16 protein-coding genes and 1 tRNA gene are annotated in these 16,294 nt (G+C 60.5%); 5 read left to right on the forward strand and 12 right to left on the reverse strand.

The window, feature by feature from the left end:
• Positions 1-45 precede the first annotated feature (45 nt).
• Positions 46-417, forward strand: coding sequence for a hypothetical protein (locus FFT87_RS13515; protein WP_219949195.1), 372 nt, complete (start codon positions 46-48; stop codon positions 415-417).
• Here the strand turns inward: FFT87_RS13515 and FFT87_RS13520 are convergent.
• The 4 genes from FFT87_RS13520 to FFT87_RS13535 all read right to left on the reverse strand — a co-directional run bounded on the left by FFT87_RS13520 (position 414) and on the right by FFT87_RS13535 (position 4,827).
• On the reverse strand, positions 414-2,132 hold the full coding sequence (locus FFT87_RS13520) for a long-chain-fatty-acid--CoA ligase (protein ID WP_219949196.1): 1,719 nt from the start codon (positions 2,130-2,132) through the stop codon (positions 414-416). The two genes, FFT87_RS13515 and FFT87_RS13520, sit on opposite strands and share 4 nt — an antisense overlap.
• A gap of 99 nt (positions 2,133-2,231) precedes the next feature.
• Complete coding sequence (locus FFT87_RS13525; RefSeq protein WP_219949197.1) at positions 2,232-3,209, reverse strand: ribose-phosphate diphosphokinase; 978 nt, start codon at positions 3,207-3,209, stop codon at positions 2,232-2,234.
• Between the two features lie 24 nt (positions 3,210-3,233).
• Entirely contained in the window at positions 3,234-4,685 is a 1,452-nt protein-coding gene (glmU, locus tag FFT87_RS13530; RefSeq protein WP_219949198.1) for a bifunctional UDP-N-acetylglucosamine diphosphorylase/glucosamine-1-phosphate N-acetyltransferase GlmU, read from the reverse strand.
• 70 nt (positions 4,686-4,755) lie between these two features.
• Positions 4,756-4,827: transfer RNA gene (locus FFT87_RS13535), tRNA-Gln, on the reverse strand.
• 149 nt (positions 4,828-4,976) lie between these two features.
• Between FFT87_RS13535 and FFT87_RS13540 the strand changes: the two genes are divergently transcribed.
• Positions 4,977-5,468, forward strand: a complete 492-nt coding sequence (locus FFT87_RS13540; protein ID WP_219949199.1) for a MarR family winged helix-turn-helix transcriptional regulator — start codon at positions 4,977-4,979, stop codon at positions 5,466-5,468.
• The gene (locus FFT87_RS13545) at positions 5,461-6,546 is read left to right on the forward strand and encodes a YeiH family protein (RefSeq protein WP_219949200.1); all 1,086 of its coding nucleotides are present in this window, start codon (positions 5,461-5,463) and stop codon (positions 6,544-6,546) included. The genes FFT87_RS13540 and FFT87_RS13545 overlap by 8 nt, the downstream gene beginning before the upstream one ends.
• Positions 6,547-6,634: 88 nt before the next feature.
• Here FFT87_RS13545 and FFT87_RS13550 read toward each other — a convergent pair whose 3' ends face one another.
• Positions 6,635-7,138, reverse strand: coding sequence for a DoxX family protein (locus tag FFT87_RS13550; protein WP_219949201.1), 504 nt, complete (start codon positions 7,136-7,138; stop codon positions 6,635-6,637).
• Positions 7,135-7,578, reverse strand: coding sequence for a DM13 domain-containing protein (locus tag FFT87_RS13555; RefSeq protein WP_219949202.1), 444 nt, complete (start codon positions 7,576-7,578; stop codon positions 7,135-7,137). Before FFT87_RS13555 ends, FFT87_RS13550 begins: the two co-directional genes overlap by 4 nt.
• Positions 7,579-7,739: 161 nt before the next feature.
• Here FFT87_RS13555 and FFT87_RS13560 point away from each other — a divergent pair, with 161 nt between their 5' ends.
• Positions 7,740-8,438, forward strand: coding sequence for a response regulator transcription factor (locus FFT87_RS13560; RefSeq protein ID WP_219949203.1), 699 nt, complete (start codon positions 7,740-7,742; stop codon positions 8,436-8,438).
• Positions 8,435-9,577 carry a cell wall metabolism sensor histidine kinase WalK gene (locus tag FFT87_RS13565; protein WP_219949204.1) on the forward strand — a complete coding sequence of 381 codons (1,143 nt, stop codon included), beginning with the start codon at positions 8,435-8,437 and terminating at the stop codon, positions 9,575-9,577. Before FFT87_RS13560 ends, FFT87_RS13565 begins: the two co-directional genes overlap by 4 nt.
• Positions 9,578-9,612: 35 nt before the next feature.
• Here the strand turns inward: FFT87_RS13565 and FFT87_RS13570 are convergent, their stop codons facing one another.
• The 6 genes from FFT87_RS13570 to metG form a co-directional block, all read right to left on the reverse strand.
• The gene (locus FFT87_RS13570) at positions 9,613-11,448 is read right to left on the reverse strand and encodes an ABC-F family ATP-binding cassette domain-containing protein (RefSeq protein WP_219949205.1); all 1,836 of its coding nucleotides are present in this window, start codon (positions 11,446-11,448) and stop codon (positions 9,613-9,615) included.
• A 19-nt stretch (positions 11,449-11,467) separates the two neighbouring features.
• Positions 11,468-12,406, reverse strand: coding sequence for a 4-(cytidine 5'-diphospho)-2-C-methyl-D-erythritol kinase (locus FFT87_RS13575; RefSeq protein WP_219949206.1), 939 nt, complete (start codon positions 12,404-12,406; stop codon positions 11,468-11,470).
• Between the two features lie 98 nt (positions 12,407-12,504).
• Positions 12,505-12,732 carry a 4-diphosphocytidyl-2C-methyl-D-erythritol kinase gene (locus FFT87_RS13580; RefSeq protein ID WP_219949207.1) on the reverse strand — a complete coding sequence of 76 codons (228 nt, stop codon included), beginning with the start codon at positions 12,730-12,732 and terminating at the stop codon, positions 12,505-12,507.
• A 75-nt stretch (positions 12,733-12,807) separates the two neighbouring features.
• Positions 12,808-13,638: a 16S rRNA (adenine(1518)-N(6)/adenine(1519)-N(6))-dimethyltransferase RsmA gene (gene rsmA / locus FFT87_RS13585; RefSeq protein WP_219949208.1), complete on the reverse strand. Its 831-nt coding sequence runs from the start codon at positions 13,636-13,638 to the stop codon at positions 12,808-12,810.
• Positions 13,635-14,603 carry a TatD family hydrolase gene (locus FFT87_RS13590; protein WP_219949209.1) on the reverse strand — a complete coding sequence of 323 codons (969 nt, stop codon included), beginning with the start codon at positions 14,601-14,603 and terminating at the stop codon, positions 13,635-13,637. The genes rsmA and FFT87_RS13590 overlap by 4 nt, the downstream gene beginning before the upstream one ends.
• On the reverse strand, positions 14,600-16,180 hold the full coding sequence (gene metG / locus FFT87_RS13595) for a methionine--tRNA ligase (protein ID WP_219949210.1): 1,581 nt from the start codon (positions 16,178-16,180) through the stop codon (positions 14,600-14,602). Before metG ends, FFT87_RS13590 begins: the two co-directional genes overlap by 4 nt.
• Between the last annotated feature and the right edge of the window lie 114 nt (positions 16,181-16,294).

Here is a 16,294-nt window from a genome sequence, read left to right on the forward strand (position 1 = left end):
GGCTGTAGTGCCGCCACCACCCGGTAAGTGACAGAATGGCCCACAATGAGCAACTTCGATGAGCACCCCGAGCTAGACGGCTATGAGCCACACGGGGAACGCCCCTTGCGCTCCAAAACATTCGTTTGGGTCATGCGTGTTGTCGTTGTGCTCGGACTTATCGGGCTTGTCGTGCCCGGAATTGTTTCCGCCGCAGGCACAGCAAACAGCACAGCTAATCGCACGTGCGCGGTCTACACCGAGTATTTGGCTCCGCAAGCAGTGTCCTACGACATTCGCTTTGAGCTATTCGGGCAGGGCGAGCCCGGCTGGAAGTGCTACTCCATCGCCTTTAACGGCAACGAGACCTTGCTGCGCTCGCTTGGGCTGATCCCTGGGCCCGCGATCATCCCGCGTAGCCCAGCAGACAACACCTAGCTCGCCGCAGCCTCACGTTCAGCGATCAGCTGTTCTTGAACCTGCCGACGCAGCACCTTGCCGATAAGCGAGCGAGGAAGCTCGTCGACGACGACGACGCTCTTGGGCACCTTATAAGCCGTGAGGTTTTCGCGCACAAAGTCGCGTACCGCTTTCTCGTCGAAGGTCGCTCCCTTCGCGAGCACAACGGCAGCGACAACATCTTCGCCGCTGTGTTCGCTAGGCAATCCCACAACCGCGGCGTCGACGATCGACGCGTGCTGGCGCAGCGCCTCTTCAATTTCACTCGGCGCAACGTTGAACCCGCCGGTGATGATGAGCTCTTTGATCCGGTCGACGACGGTCACGAAGCCATCAGGATCGACGGTGACGATATCGCCCGTGCGGAACCAATCGTTGCCATCGTCTGAGGTCGAAACGAATACTTCGGCAGTCTCCTCTGGCTTATCCCAGTAACCCGAGAACACCTGCGGGCCGCGCACGATAAGTTCGCCCTGCTCCCCCGGGGCACGATCCACCGTGGGATTCTCCGGGTCGACAACACGGATCTCGGTGTTGGGGAGCGGAAGCCCTACCGTTCCCGCCCGCCGAGTCGGACCAACAGGGTTTGCGATGAGAATCGGGCTTGTCTCCGAGAGGCCATAGCCTTCAACAAGGGTGCCACCGGTGCGCTCTTCCCAAGGCTCGACCACGGAGGCGGAGAGGGGCATTGCTCCGGAGATTGCGATCTCGATGCCCTTGAGCGATATGCCAGCAGCGTCGGCTGCTGCCGTGAGCCGCTCATAGATGGGAGGCACGGCAGGCAGGAATGTGGCTGGACGCTTCTTGACGACCGCTAGCACGAGGTCAGGGTCGAACTTAGGGAACAAGACAAGGCGCGCCCCCATGCTCATCGCAAACGTCAGGCAGAGCGTAAGGCCGTAGGCGTGGAACATAGGGAGAACGGCGTAGACCACCGCGGTGCCGCGAGGCACGGCCGGCGCCCACGCACGCGCCTGAGCTGCGTTGGTCGACAGGTTGAGGTGAGTGAGCATCGCACCTTTGGGAGACCCTGTGGTGCCGCTCGTGTACTGAATGAGCGCAAGATCTTCGGCAGTCGGCCGAACGATGTGCTCGTCGATGGGCTCAGATTTCAGCAGCTCTTCCCACACGATCGTTCCGCTCACGTTTGTCGTGAGCGCGGTGCGTGATTCGCGCGCCTTTGCGATGGGCAATGTGAGGAGAGCGCGCTTGAGCAGCGGCATCGACTGGGTGACGTCAACCGAGATGATGGTCTCGGCTATGACATCCATCGGAAAGTCTTGCAGCGTGGCAACAACGTTGTTCCACGCGATCACGACTCGTGCCGCGTGGTCTTCGAACTGGTGGCGAAGCTCGCGCGGGGTGTACAGCGGGTTGTGCTCGACAACAATTGCTCCGAGACGCAGCACCGCATAGAACGCCACAATGTGCTGCGGACAGTTGGGCAACACAAGAGCGACCCGGTCGCCCTTCTGCACACCCAAGAGCCGAAGCCCCTCGGCAGCCCGGTCTATCTGCGCGCCGAGCTCAGCATAGGTAGTTTCTTTGCCAAAGAACTCCAACGCGACACCGTTCGGGTATTCAGCGATAGAGGCCGCGACCAGATCGTAAAGCGATCCTTGGGGCAACGGAATTTCATCGGGAACGCCATCGGCGTAGTTGGCAAGCCAGGGGCGGTCGGACAACGCAGTCATACGTTAACTCTATGCCTGTCGAGACCCACTCATTTACGCAGGCCTTGGTCGCGAACCGTCGAGAATTGCCGCTGCGAGCCGAGATCTCGCGTCGAATGCTTAGGCAGCGCCGTCGAACATTGAGGTAACCGAACCATCGTCGAAAACTTCGTGAATCGCGCGAGCCAGTAGCGGCGCGATCGGCAAAATCGTGAGGGTCGGGAACCGCTTGTGCTCAGGGATCGGCAGGGTGTCAGTGACGACAACCGAGTCGATGAAGTCGCTCTGCAAAATCGTCGGCGCCGGGTCGGAGAAGATGGCGTGCGTAGCGGCCACAACAACCTTGAGCGCACCGGCTTTCTTCAGTGCTTCTGCCGCTTTAACGATCGTGCCGCCCGTGTCGATCATGTCGTCAACGAGGAGACAGACTCGACCGCTAACGTCACCGACGATGTCGTGAACGGTGACCTGATTTGGCACGAGCGGGTCGCGGCGCTTGTGGATGATTGCCAGCGGAGAATCGAGCTTCTGGCTCCAGATGTCGGCAACGCGCACGCGGCCCATATCGGGGCTCACGACGGTAAGCGTCGAGGGGTCAAGCTGCTTGCGGAAGTGCTCAAGCAACACCGGCATCGCAAAGAGGTGGTCGACGGGGCCGTCAAAGAATCCCTGAATCTGAGCGGCGTGCAGGTCGACGCTCATGATGCGGTCGGCACCAGCAGCCTTGTACAGGTCGGCGATGAGGCGGGCGCTGATCGGCTCGCGACCGCGACCCTTCTTGTCTTGACGGGCGTAGGGGTAGAAGGGCGAGACAACAGTGATGCGCTTCGCAGAGGCTCGCTTGAGAGCATCCACCATGATCAGCTGCTCCATGAGCCATTCATTGATGGGCTCCGTGTGCGACTGGATCACGAAAGCATCGCAGCCACGAACGCTCTCGTCGTAGCGAGCGTAGATCTCGCCGTTGGCAAAGGTGCGGGCGTCAGTGGGCACGAGCTCGCTGCCGAGTTCTTCAGCGATGTCGAGCGCGAGCTGAGGATGCGCCCGCCCGGAGACGAGCACGAGTCGCTTCTGACCGGAAATCTTGATGCTGGCCACGTGGGGACTCGCTCTCTGCCGCGGTTACGGCGTTCGTCGGTCAGGCGAACTATCGTCGCTGGCTGCTTTGGCTGCCTGAGCCGCTGCAGTTCCCGCCCGATTGGTTTCAACCCAGCCACTGATGTTGCGCTGCGGAGCCACATTTATGCCGAGAGAGCCCGCCGGTACATCTTTTCGGATGACCGAACCTGCTCCGGTATACGCTCCGTCACCAATTCTAACCGGAGCAACGAAGACGTTGTGTGACCCACTTCTCACATGCGAGCCCACTACCGTTCGGCTTTTGTTCACGCCGTCGTAGTTTGCAGTGATCGTTCCAGCACCGACGTTCGACTGTTCGCCGACTTCGGTGTCTCCGATGTAGCTGAGGTGGGGCACCTTGCTTCCCTCGCCAATAGTGGAATTCTTGGTCTCCACGAACGTTCCGATCTTGCCGCCGACCCCAAGTTTGGTGTTGGGGCGAAGGTACGCAAAGGGACCAACGGATGCGTTGGCACCGATCACGCTGAGCGTTGCGTCGGTGCGTTTGACGACAGCATTCTCGCCAACTTCACAGTCAACGAGGGTGGTGTCTGGCCCAATGATGGCGCCGGACTGCACGAGCGTTGCACCCTTGAGTTGGGTTCCGGGCAGAATCTCGACGTCGGGATTGAGCGTGACATCAGCATCGATCCATGTTGTCGCCGGGTCTTCGATGGTGACGCCAGCGCGCTGCCACTTCTGCACAATGAGTTCGTTCATGCGACGGGCAGCTTCTGCCAATTGCACGCGGTCGTTGACTCCGGCGACCATCCAGCCGGAGGTAACGGGCATCGCTGAAACGATTGCCCCAACACCGCGAAGTAGGCCGACAACATCGGTGATGTACTTCTCGGCCTGAGCGTTATCTGTTGTGATGCGCACGAGTTGCTCGCGAAGCGGGCCAACGCTGAACACGTACGTGCCAGAGTTGATCTCGGTGATGGCGATTTCGGCGGCGGTGGCATCTTTCTGTTCAACGATGCGGTCGAGAGCACCGTCGGCGCCGCGCACAACTCGGCCATAGCCGGTGGCGTCATCGAGAATTGCCGAAAGCACGGTGGCGGCAGCTGATTGCGCGCGGTGCTGCGCGAGCAGCGAAGCAAGCGTGGCCGAGTCGAGAAGCGGAACATCTCCACTGACGACGACAACATCCCCATCAAAGTCTGCTGGCAGCGAATCAACCGCAACCTCAACGGCGCGGCCGGTGCCGGGAACATCGTCTTGATCAACGATGAGGATGTCCGGCATAAGTTCTGAAAGAGTCGCCACAACTTCGTCACGCTGGTGCCGCACTACGGCAATCACGTGATCGGGGTTTAGCTCGCGGGCGGCAGCGACAACGTGCCCAATGAGTTCGCGACCGGCAAGGCGGTGCAGCACTTTGGGCTTGGCAGATTTCATGCGGGTGCCTTGGCCTGCAGCGAGAACAATGACGGCGAGTTTGTGTTCGGTCATAGAGCTATTCTGCCTTGAATGAGCGGCTCTCAAAACGCCGCCACCGAAGTGGCTGAATTCACTGGAAAAGCTCCGCCTCTAGGATTCGAACCTAGACTGGACAGCTCCAAAGGCTGCCGTGCTGCCATTACACCAAAGCGGACCGCACCCGAAGGCGCTAACCAATTCTGCCAGATCATTGAGCCTCTGTCGTGCACATCGCCCGATTCGGAGCCTTCGCACACCATTTTGGGGCCTGTACGCCCCGGTTCACTGCACACATGGTCGTTGTGAAACTGAGATAATAACCGGATGCCCCAACGCGACGAAGTCGACCGAATTGTCGAGGCGTGGTCGCGCGAGCGCCCCGATCTCGACTTTGCGCCGTTGCACGTTCTAAGCCGGGTTGGCCGTTTGGCTAAACATTTGGAGCGCGCCCGCCGGTCTGCCTTCGCGGTTGCAGATGTCGAACCGTGGGAGTTCGATGTGCTTTCGGCCCTCCGCAAGGCGGGGGCTCCGTACCAGCTGAGCCCCACCGCGCTTGTGCAGCAGACGATGGTGTCGAGTGGCACGATGACAAACCGCATCGACCGTATGGTTGTTCGTGGCCTCGTCGAGCGCCGCACTGACCCCAATGATGGTCGCGGTGTGATTGTGCTGATGACGGCGACCGGTCGTGAGCGCGTGGACGAAGCGATCACTTCTCTTGTGCATGATGAAACGGCGCTGCTTTCGCGAATGTCTGCCCTAGAACAAGAACGATTGAGCAGTTTGCTCAGAAAGTTGAGCCTCGACGGTGAATAGCCCCCAAGAGCAGACCACCTTCCGCCGCATTTCTCCTGGACTCGGTCTCGCACTTGGTGCTTTTGCTCTTGCTCTGCTGATCAGTTTTCTGGTGCCAGCACTACCGACGCTGACCGTGTGTGTCGTGCTGGGCATCCTGTTTAGTGCGTTGCCGTGGCGCCATGCTGTGCGCGCGGAGATAAAGCCTGGCCTCACAATTGCGGCCCGTCGCCTGCTTCGCATCGGTGTGGTGCTGTTGGGGTTCAAGCTGAGTCTGGTGAGCATTGCCGAGCTCGGGTGGTTGGTGCTCGGCATGATTGTGCTGATCGTCGTGATCACGTTCTTCTTCACGTGGGGTTTGGGACGGATGCTGCGCCTTCCCGGTCAGCAGCCTTTGATGATTGCGGCCGGATTCTCGATCTGTGGCGCCTCCGCTGTTGGTGCAATGGCAGGGATGACTCGCGCCAAAGAATCTGACACGGCTACTCCGGTAGCTCTTGTCACTCTGTGCGGAACCCTCGCCATTGCCCTGCTGCCGGCGCTTCGTCCGCTGATCGGGCTCGATACGGCCGAGTTCGGGATGTGGGTGGGTGCGAGCGTTCACGATGTCGGCCAGGTCGTCGCGACGGCTCAAATCGCTGGCGCAACTGCCCTCGCTGTTGCTGTTGTTGTGAAGCTCACCCGCGTCGCGATGCTTGCCCCGATGGTTGCGCTTGCCGGTGTTGTTGTGGCTCGAAGCGACCGCAAGGCTGCGGCCGCCGCCGATGCCGACGGCGCGCGGGATGCAGACTCTGTCGATCTGAAACCTGCGAAGCGACCCGCGATCCTTCCTCTCTTCGTCGTCGGCTTTCTCGCTGCCGTACTGGTGCGCACCTTTGTGCCGGTATCAGATGGTTTTCTTGAGGTCGCGTCTTACGGCCAGGAACTCATGCTCGGCATGGCCCTCTTCGGACTCGGCGCCGCGATCAGTATCGGCAACCTCATCCGCACCGGCGGTCGTTCACTTCTCGTCGCACTGATCTCGTGGGCGTTCATCGCGCTCATCTCCCTCGGCGCTGTTGAGATCGCTCGTGCCGCTGGAGTCGCCGCTCTCGGCTAGCTCTACCTCCGTGCACGCGAAACGGCCCGCCACCCGCAAAGTGCGAGCAACGGGCCGTGAGCGATGCCTGTGCATTGCCGTTCGCGCGCTAGAGCCAGCGCCGAACGGGAGGTGCGAACCACCGAGATTCGCGCTTCTTGCGCAGCACGAGCTTCTCCATGATGGTGGTGACAGAAATCCGTGACGCGCTGACCACGAACACTGCCGTGACTACCGACAGTGCGAGCATGATCGGGTATTCCTGAATGAGCTGGTCGGCGAGCCAATAGGTCAGAAGCGTGAACGCACTCATGAGAGCTGCTGGCAAGGTCAGTACGCCCAAGATAAGGGCAATACCGAGACCGACCTCAAGAGCGGGGATGGCCCAGCCGAAGAAGCCAGGGGCTCCCCCGAGGAACGTGGTGGTGAATGCCTCGAAGAAGTCGGGCACGCGATTGTTGGAGACGGTGCTGTCGACCACGAGTCCAATGTCAGCCCCACCGAATCCTGCTTTCAGCTTGAATAAGCCTTCGTTAAGCCACAGGATGCCGAGGCCCACCCTCGCCGCTCCCGTGATGACGGAAGCGACGAGGGAAAGCGCACGGTTCATCATGAGAGGAGTGCGGACCCGAAGATTGCCTTGACCTTGTCGCAGTAGATGACGATGGTGTCGTAACCCGAAACATCCATGGCGTCGAAGGTAAAGGTCTGGCTCGCTTCATCGAAGACAACCGAGTCGATCAGCATGCCTGCTGCGACGGCATCCTCGTCGTTACCGTTGGTGAGGTACACGTGCAGGTCGGGGCCCTCGTCGGAGGAGTAACCCGACAGAACGATCTCGGAGTCACTGACGGTGACCGTTCCCGCGACGGACTTGTCGCCAGCACCCTCGAAGGTGCCAGTGCGGGTTACTTCTTCAGTCTGCGACTGCGACTGCGAAGCCTCGGGAGCTGCGGGCTCGCTGCTGCTGGTGTCAGTTGCTGCACCGCTGCAGGCGCTGAGCATGAGTGAGAGGGCGAGGATTGCTGCGCCGGTGATTGCTGTTTTTCTCATGAGGGAGTTCCTAAATTCGGTGTTGTGTGGAGGAAGTCGGCGGGCGTAACACTCGCTGACGGATACGAACGTAAGCCGCGGCATCCACACAATTGGAGGATGTTTCAAGAGCGTAAGAATTGAAACCGGTTGCGGCGGCGATGCCGATCTAGGCTGGGGTCATGGAGAACAAGCCGAACGTGACCATCGTGGAAGACGATGCAACCGTGCTCTCGGTGGTTTCCGAATTTTTACGCGGTCGAGGATATTCCGTTACCGGCATTAGCGATGGCATCCAGGCGCGCGACGCCCTGCGCGGCCCCCTGCCCGACGTGCTCATTCTTGATCGGATGCTGCCCGGCGTCGGCGGTGACGAACTCTGCCGTCAGGCGCGTGCGGCATCCCCGCAACTGCCGATCATCATGTTGACCGCTCTGGATGCCGTGGAAGAACGCATCGATGGTCTCGAACACGGTGCCGATGACTACATCGCTAAACCGTTCTCACTTCGCGAACTTCAACTGCGTATCGACGCGATGGTACGCCGCAGCCGCAGCTCGCACGTCACCTCTGAGATGTTTACTCTTGGCCAGTTTCGGGTTGACCCGGCGCACCGCAAGATTTTGCTCGACGGCAAAGAGATGACGCTCACCACTCGCGAATACGAGTTGTTTCTGTTTCTGCTGCAGAATCCGGATCGGGTACTCAGCCGCGACGACATCCTGCGTGAAGTGTGGGGCTGGAGCTTTGGCGAAGCCTCCACCGTCACCGTGCACGTGCGCCGTCTGCGCGAAAAGATTGAACCCGAACCCCGCTACCCGCGCTATCTGCTCACCGAGTGGGGCCAGGGGTACCGCTTCACTGTGAAGGATGCCGCATGATTCTCAGCTTCAGCGAATGGCTGCTTATTCTCGCTACCGCTGGCGCGTGCACTGCCGCCGTCATGCTCGTCGCAATGCTCGTGTTGCGCCTCACTCGACGCCGAACGATCGCATTCCAATTCACCATCGTGGTGATCGCGGCAGTACTTTCGATCGCTCTTTCCACGGTCGTCATCACAGCCCAAATGCACTTCACCAGCCACGACCTACAGATCGTTCTTGGCGTCGTCGGTGTCTCGGCGCTCATGAGTCTCGGTGCTGCCCTCGTGAGCGGGCGGGCCGTTCGGCGTGCATTCTCTGCACTGCGCGAATCTGTGGCACGAGTGGGCGCTGGCGATGTGGTCGCGGCCGATTCTGGAACGTGGAAAGAAGTTGCGGAAGTCTCGGTGCAACTATCGGATGCTTCCGAACGCCTTGCTGCCGCCCGCGACGAGATTGCGCGCCTCGATGCCTCACGTCGCCAGTTCTTCGCCTGGATCTCGCACGACCTTCGCACTCCCCTGACCGGCATCAGCGCCCTCGCTGAAGCCCTCGACGCTGGCGCTGTTGATGATCCGAGCGACTACCTGCGCCAAATTCGTGCCCAGGTCATCACCATGAACCGACTCGTGGATGACCTCTTCGAACTCTCGCTCATCCAGAGCGGAACCCTCAAGCTTCGGCCGGAGAACATCGAGCTTCTCGATATTGTGTCGGATGCCGTCTCTGATGTGAGCCAGCTTGCGACCGCCCGTGGCATCCGCATTGTTCACGCTGGCGTCGAGGGTCGGATGCTGTGGGCCGACCCCCACGAACTCACTCGCGTGGTCGTGAACCTGCTCACCAACAGCATCCGGTACGCGCCAGCGGACTCGCAGATTCTCATCAGCGCTGACCAGCGCGACGACCTCAGCCTCGTACTCTCGGTGCTCGATCAGGGCAGCGGCGTGGCTAGCGAAGATCTCAGCCACATGTTCGAAATCGGATGGCGAGCTACCGAAGCTCGCACTCCCGAGCAGGAGTCGAGCGGTTCGGCTGGAGCAGGCCTCGGCCTCGCCATTGTGCGCGGCATCGTCGAAGCGCACGGCGGCGGCGTCAACGCCGAGAACGGTCCAGAAGGGTTCCGCCTCAACGTGGCGCTGCCGACAACGGTGAGCTAACGCCCCTGCTCGGTTTGATGCCGTCGTTGTGCCGACTAGGCGAGTAGTTCTTCGAGCTCCAACCAGCGCATCTCGACAGTGTCGAGAGCCTCTTGAAGGGCCTGCTGTTCGCCAACGAGAGCGCCAAGACCAGCAAAATCGGACTGGTCGTGGGTGGCCATCCGCTGATGAAGTTCAGTGATCTGACCCTGCAGCTTCGTGATCTTGCGGCTGGCAGCAGCGTGCTCTTTTTGAGAGGTGCGCAATTCGGCACCGCCCAGTTTCGGCTTTGATTTCGCGGCCGTGGCATCCGGAGCGCCCGCTGCAGCACCTTCAGTATTTATTGAAGCACCCTTGAGCTGCTTCGTGCGCAATTCGAGGTACTCGTCAACACCACGGGGCAGATGGCGGAAGCCGCCCTCCATGACCGCGTACTGCTGATCGGTGACACGCTCAAGCAAGTACCGGTCGTGACTCACGACGAGCAGAGTGCCGGGGTAGGTGTCGAGAAGATCCTCAATCGCAGCAAGCATGTCGGTGTCGAGGTCGTTAGTGGGCTCATCCAGAATCAGAACGTTCGGCTCCGAGAGCAAAATGAGAAGCAACTGGAGGCGACGCTTCTGGCCACCCGACAAATCTTTCACCGGGGTGGAGAGCTGGGTGCTTGTAAAGCCAACCCGCTCCAACATTTGGGTGGGCGTCATCTCTTTGCCGCCGGTGACATAGGTGCTCTTGTGGCGACCGATGACCGTGCTGACGCGCTCGTTCCAAATGTCTTCGAGCTCGGCAAGCTGCTGCGTGAGAGTCGCGACCTTGATGGTTTTTCCGCGCTTCACTCGACCGCTGGTGGGCAGGAGCGAGCCAGAGACGAGCGAGAGCAGCGTGGACTTTCCGGCACCGTTCACGCCCAAGATTCCGGTGCGCTCACCGGGGGCGATGCGCCACGTGACGTCGTTGAGAACCGTCTTCTCGCCGGCGGCACCGGATGCTGGATCAGTAACTTGGTAGGTGACGGTGACGCCTTCGAGGTCGACAACATCTTTACCGAGCCGCTGCATCGCCATCGACGACAGCGAAACGCTGTCGCGAGCTGGCGGCTCATTCTCGATCAAATCGTTTGCCGCATCGATGCGGAACTTCGGCTTCGTCGTGCGCGCGGGAGCACCGCGACGCAACCAAGCCAACTCCTTGCGCATGAGGTTCTGGCGCTTCGACTCCGAAGCAGCCGCCATGCGGTCGCGCTCAACTCGCTGCAGAATGTAGGCAGCGTAACCACCCTCGAAAGGCTCGATCAGGCGATCGTGCACCTCCCAGGTGGCAGTACAAATCTCATCAAGGAACCACCGGTCGTGAGTGACAACCAGCAATCCACCGGCGTTGGTTCCCCAGCGACGCTTGAGGTGGCTCGCAAGCCACGAAATACCTTCGACATCGAGGTGGTTAGTGGGCTCATCCAAGAAGATGACATCCCAGTCACCAATCAGCAGAGCGGCAAGAGCAACCCGACGACGCTGGCCACCAGAGAGATCGCCAACCTTGGCCTCCCACGGGATGTCAGCAGCAAGACCCGCAATAACGTCGCGAACCTTCGGGTCGCCCGCCCACACGTGCTCATCAATATCGCCAATGACGGTCTCGTGCACCGTCTTGGTGCCATCGAGCTCATCGGCCTGATCGAGCATGCCGAGGGTGACGCCATTGCGCCTGGTTACTCGCCCCTCATCGGGGTCGAGTCGGCCCGAAAGCATCCGCATGAGGGTAGTTTTGCCGTCACCGTTGCGACCGACGATGCCGATACGGTCGCCCTCGTCGAGGCCGATGGTGACATTATCGAAGATTACGCGAGTCGGAAATTCAAGATGAAGGGACTCAGCGCCTAGAAGGTGTGCCATTCGGGCAAGCCTAGCCGGGTTAGTCGTTGATGATTCGCGCCCCGTGCACCGGACCCGTGGCTCGCACCACATTCATCTGCGCCGCACTCAGCGCAATTTGCAGTTCAAGAGCCGAATCGAGGTCGGCAGTCAAGAACGCAACGGTCGGCCCCGAACCCGAAACTATCCCCGCAAGGGCGCCATTTTTCTCGCCAAGCTCAATGACCGCAGCCAATGAAGGCTCCATATGAAGGGCCGGTGCCTGAAGGTCATTGTGGAGACTTTCGGCAAGCATGTGGGGATCACCCGCGCGCAAGGCCTGAAGAACATCCGTCTCGACACTGGGCGCGACTTCGGCCGGAAATATGTCTTGTGCATGGCGTTCGCGATGAAGGTCGAGCTCGTTGTACACCTCCGGAGTGGAGAGCCCGGAGTCGGAGAGTGCCAACACCCACTGAAACTGCCCTTTGGCCAGAGCGGGGCTGAGCTGGTCGCCACGACCTGTACCTATTGCTGTTCCGCCAGTAAGCGCAAACGGCACGTCAGCGCCAAGTTCCGCCGCCATGCCGAGCATCTGCTCGCGAGAGACACCGGTGCCCCATAAAGCGTCACAGGCAAGAAGTGTTGCCGCGGCATCCGCAGATCCACCACCCATGCCACCGGTAACGGGCACGTGCTTCTCGATCTCGAGACGAACCCCGCCGCGATAGCCAGTGCGCCGCGCAAGAAGTCGAGCGGCCTTGATCGCAATGTTCGAGCCATCAGTGGGAACTCGCGACAAATTGACGGTTCCTGAGATCGACACAGAGAAATCGTCGGCATGAAATGCGCGTACGTCTTCGTGAAGCGAGACTGCCTGATAGGCGATTGCCACATCGTGGTAGCCGTCGTCGAGCAGCGAGCCCACCTTGAGGAAGACATTGATCTTGCCAGGGGCTCGTGCATGAACCATTGTGGAGGCTGCCGGCACGGAAGTCATGAACCAAACTTACCTTGTGCGGTGGACCTGTCTGTGCGCGGGGGCGTGGATAGCGACTGTCACCGAAAAATTGTGAACGTCTCGTTACCCGCGCGAATTTACTTCGAAATAGTGAGCCCGCGAATCGCGGCATATCGAGCCGTGACCGACTCTGCCCACTCGGTGCTCACGTGGCCAGCATTGACCTCAAACCAGCTCAGGAACTCGGCATGCTGCCACTTCGATGCGCCAGCCATATCGAGAAAGGCGAACCATTCATCTGGATGCCGCCCCGTGCCCTCAAGAACATCGCGATCGCTAGGGGACGTGCTCGGTGCATCAGACATGAAGCCAACCTACCGTCGTTCGGCACCAAACGGAATGGTCAATGTTGGCAGCAGCATCACCCGGGACAAACGTCGCTACTCGGCGCGAGCAATTGCAAGGAAATCGTGCACCGTGAGCTCCTCGCCCCGAGCCGTTGGCGCGACACCCGCCGCAATAAGCCGATCGGAGGCGGCGGTCGAGCTGCCCAACAAACTAGAGAGCGACTGACGCAACATTTTGCGACGCTGCTGGAAGGCGGCATCCACTAAGGCGAAGGTGGCCTTGCGCTCCTCGATCGTTCCGGGCTGTTCGCGTCGCTCAAAACGAACGAGCACCGAGTCGACGTTGGGAACGGGCCAGAAGACTTGGCGGCTTACGAGACCGGCGGTGGAGAACTCGCCGTACCAGGCAGCCTTGATGCTCGGCGAACCATAAACCTTGCTGCCGGGGCCTGCCGCTACACGATTGCCGACCTCGGCCTGCACCATCACGAGCCCGCGATCGAGCGAATCGAAGTGCTCCAAGAAATGCAGCAACACCGGAACCGACACGTTGTAGGGCAGGTTCGCCACGAAAACACGAGGGTCGTCGGGCAACTCAGTGACGCGCAAGGCGTCATCGGTGATAACCGTGAGCTGAGCATCCGGCTGCATCTGACTGACCGTGAGTGGCAACTGGGCGGCAAGACGCTTATCGATTTCGACGGCAACAACGGATGCCCCGGTCTCGAGCAACCCGAGCGTGAGCGAACCCAGCCCTGGGCCGACCTCGACCACCGTTTCGCCAGAGACAACGTGCGCGGCTTTCACAATGCGGCGCACCGTGTTGGGATCAATAACAAAGTTTTGGCCCAACTTCTTGGTGGGCTGGATGCCGAGAAGGTCGGCGAGATCGCGGATCTCAGCGGGGCCGAGCAGGGTGCTCATCGGGTGCCTGCGTTCATTGTTGTGTGCGCTGCCGAGCGTGCCGGTGCGGCATCAACGCCCGGGGGAAGTTCGGTATCCCACGAGCCATAAACGGCCTCGGTGGTGGCGGCAAGCTGCGCCGAAAGCTCGAGCTCGCTGATCTCGAGATGCGTCGCCATCGCGCGCACCGTATGCGGCATCAAGTACGGCGCATTCGGCCGGCCACGCAGCGGATGCGGTGTGAGGTACGGAGCGTCGGTCTCGACCATGATGCGGTCGAGATCGATCACCGAAAGCGCTTCGCGCAGGTTCGCCGCGTTCTTGAACGTGACCGTTCCCGCGAACGACAAGAACCAACCGTTGTCGGCTGCAATGCGCGCCATCGCCGCATCACCCGAGAAGCAGTGGAAGACGGTGCGCTCGGGAGCGCCGATCCTCAACAGCGTCTCAATGACCTCGTCGTGGGCGTCGCGATCGTGAATCTGCAGCGCTAAGCCGTGCCGCTTGGCAATCGCAATGTGCGCTTCGAAGGAACGGAACTGCGCGGGGCGACCGTCGTCATCCGTGCGGTAAAAGTCGAGACCTGTTTCGCCGACGGCACGCACCCGAGGAAGGGCGGCAAGTTCGTCGATGGCGGCGAGCGCAGTATCCAACTCCCCTGCCGCTTCAAGCTCGGGAGCGTCGTTCGGGTGAATTGCTACCGCTGCGAGAACACGAGGGTTGGAAGCGGCCAATTCAGCCGACCATCGGCTCGTTGCGACATCCGTGCCGACCTGAACGACGCCACGAACCCCGACCGAAGCGGCCCGCGCCAAGTGCTCATGAAAGTCGAGCTGGTTATCGGGCCCGCCGTCAGCAATCTCGAGGTGCGTGTGATTATCGTAAACAACGCCGTCAAGCGGGTCTGGCAGCGGCGGGTATTGCAGCTTCTCGGACGCTTTTTCGTCGGTGCTGCGGTGGCGTTGCCTGATGAACGGTTCGGTCACGCCGTGCCGCTTTCGGCATCCACTTCGATGCGCGGGAACAGCGATGATTCGAGCGCGGTCACGCGACCGGTGTTCGACCAGTTCGTGGCATCATCAATGCGCTGCTCGCGCAGTTCGCCAACACCACCGATGGCTTGCCAGAGCTTTTCGGTTGCCTTAGGAAGCACGGGCGAAAGAAGGATGGCGAGCGTGCCCAAACCGTTGACCGTCGTGGCCAGTACGGTGCCGAGGCGTTCGCGGTTGGCAGGGTCTTTCGACAGCGCCCACGGCTCTTGCTCCGTGATGTACCCGTTGAGTTCATCCACAAGCTCCCACACCGAGGCCAGCGCTTCGTTGATTGCAAACTTATCGATGAGGGCGTTCGACTTCTCGGTCGCACGCTTCTGCGTCGCAATGATTGCTTCGTCGGATGCCGTCAGCTCACCGAGCGTCGGGATCTCACCATCGAAGTACTTATTCACCATCGCAATAACGCGCGAGGCAAGGTTTCCGAAGCCGTTGGCCAGTTCTGCTTGGTAGCGCGCGCTCAGGTCTTCCCAGCTGAAGGAACCGTCTTGACCGAAGGTGATGGCGCTCATGAAGTAGTAGCGGAAAGCATCGGAGCCGAAGGTGTCGGTGATCTGGGTTGGCGCGATGCCGGTCAACTTCGACTTAGACATCTTTTCACCGCCGACAAGCAACCAGCCGTGGCCGAAGACGGCACGCGGCACCGGGAGGTCTGCAGCCATGAGCATCGCGGGCCAAATGACGGCGTGGAAACGAGCAATGTCTTTGCCGACAAGTTGCACGGCGGGCCAGCGCTTGGCGAACTGTTCGTCGTCGACGCCGTAGCCGATGGCGCTGATGTAGTTGAGGAGGGCGTCGAACCAGACGTACACGACGTGAGTTTCATCCCACGGAACTTTGACACCCCAGTCGAAGCTGGAGCGCGAAATGGAGAGGTCGTCGAGGCCCTGCTTGACGAACTGGATGATTTCGTTGCGCACGCTAGCGGGCTGCACGAAGTCGGGCTGGCTTTCGTACAGGTCGAGCAGCTTCTGCCCGAAGTCACTCATACGGAAGAAGTAGTTTTTCTCTTTGAGGATCTCGACCGGGCGCGAGTGGATGGCGCACACCAGCTGGCCCTTGTAGTCACCGTCGGGAGCGGTGACGAGGTCATCGAGCTGCTTGTACTCTTCGCACCCAACGCAGTAATAGCCCTCGTACTCGCCAGCATAAATGTGGCCGTCGTCATAGAGACGCTGCAGGAAGGTTGCGACAGCCTTCTCGTGACGCTCGTCGGTGGTGCGAATAAAGTCATCGTTGGCGATGTCGATCGTTTCAAGCAGCGGCTGCCATGAATCGGCAACGAGGCGGTCGGCCCACTCTTGTGGAGTCGTGTTGTTTGCGACTGCGGTGCGCAGAATCTTCTGGCCGTGCTCGTCGGTTCCCGTGAGCAGCCAGGCGTCTTCACCCCGCTGACGGTGCCAGCGCGCGAGAACATCGGCGGCCACCTCCGTGTACGCGTGCCCAATGTGGGGAACGTCGTTCACATAGAAAATGGGCGTCGCAATATAGAAGGAGTCGCCGGCAGACATGCCTTCATTGTATTCGCCTGTATCGATTGATTACGCCGGGTGCGTTAGCGGCCTGCTCGGGAGACGGATGCCCGACTCCCCAATGTGGGAGTCTGTGGGTTTATCTGTATTTGT

This window comes from Salinibacterium sp. M195, from assembly GCF_019443965.1.
Classification (GTDB): Bacteria; Actinomycetota; Actinomycetes; order Actinomycetales; family Microbacteriaceae; genus Rhodoglobus.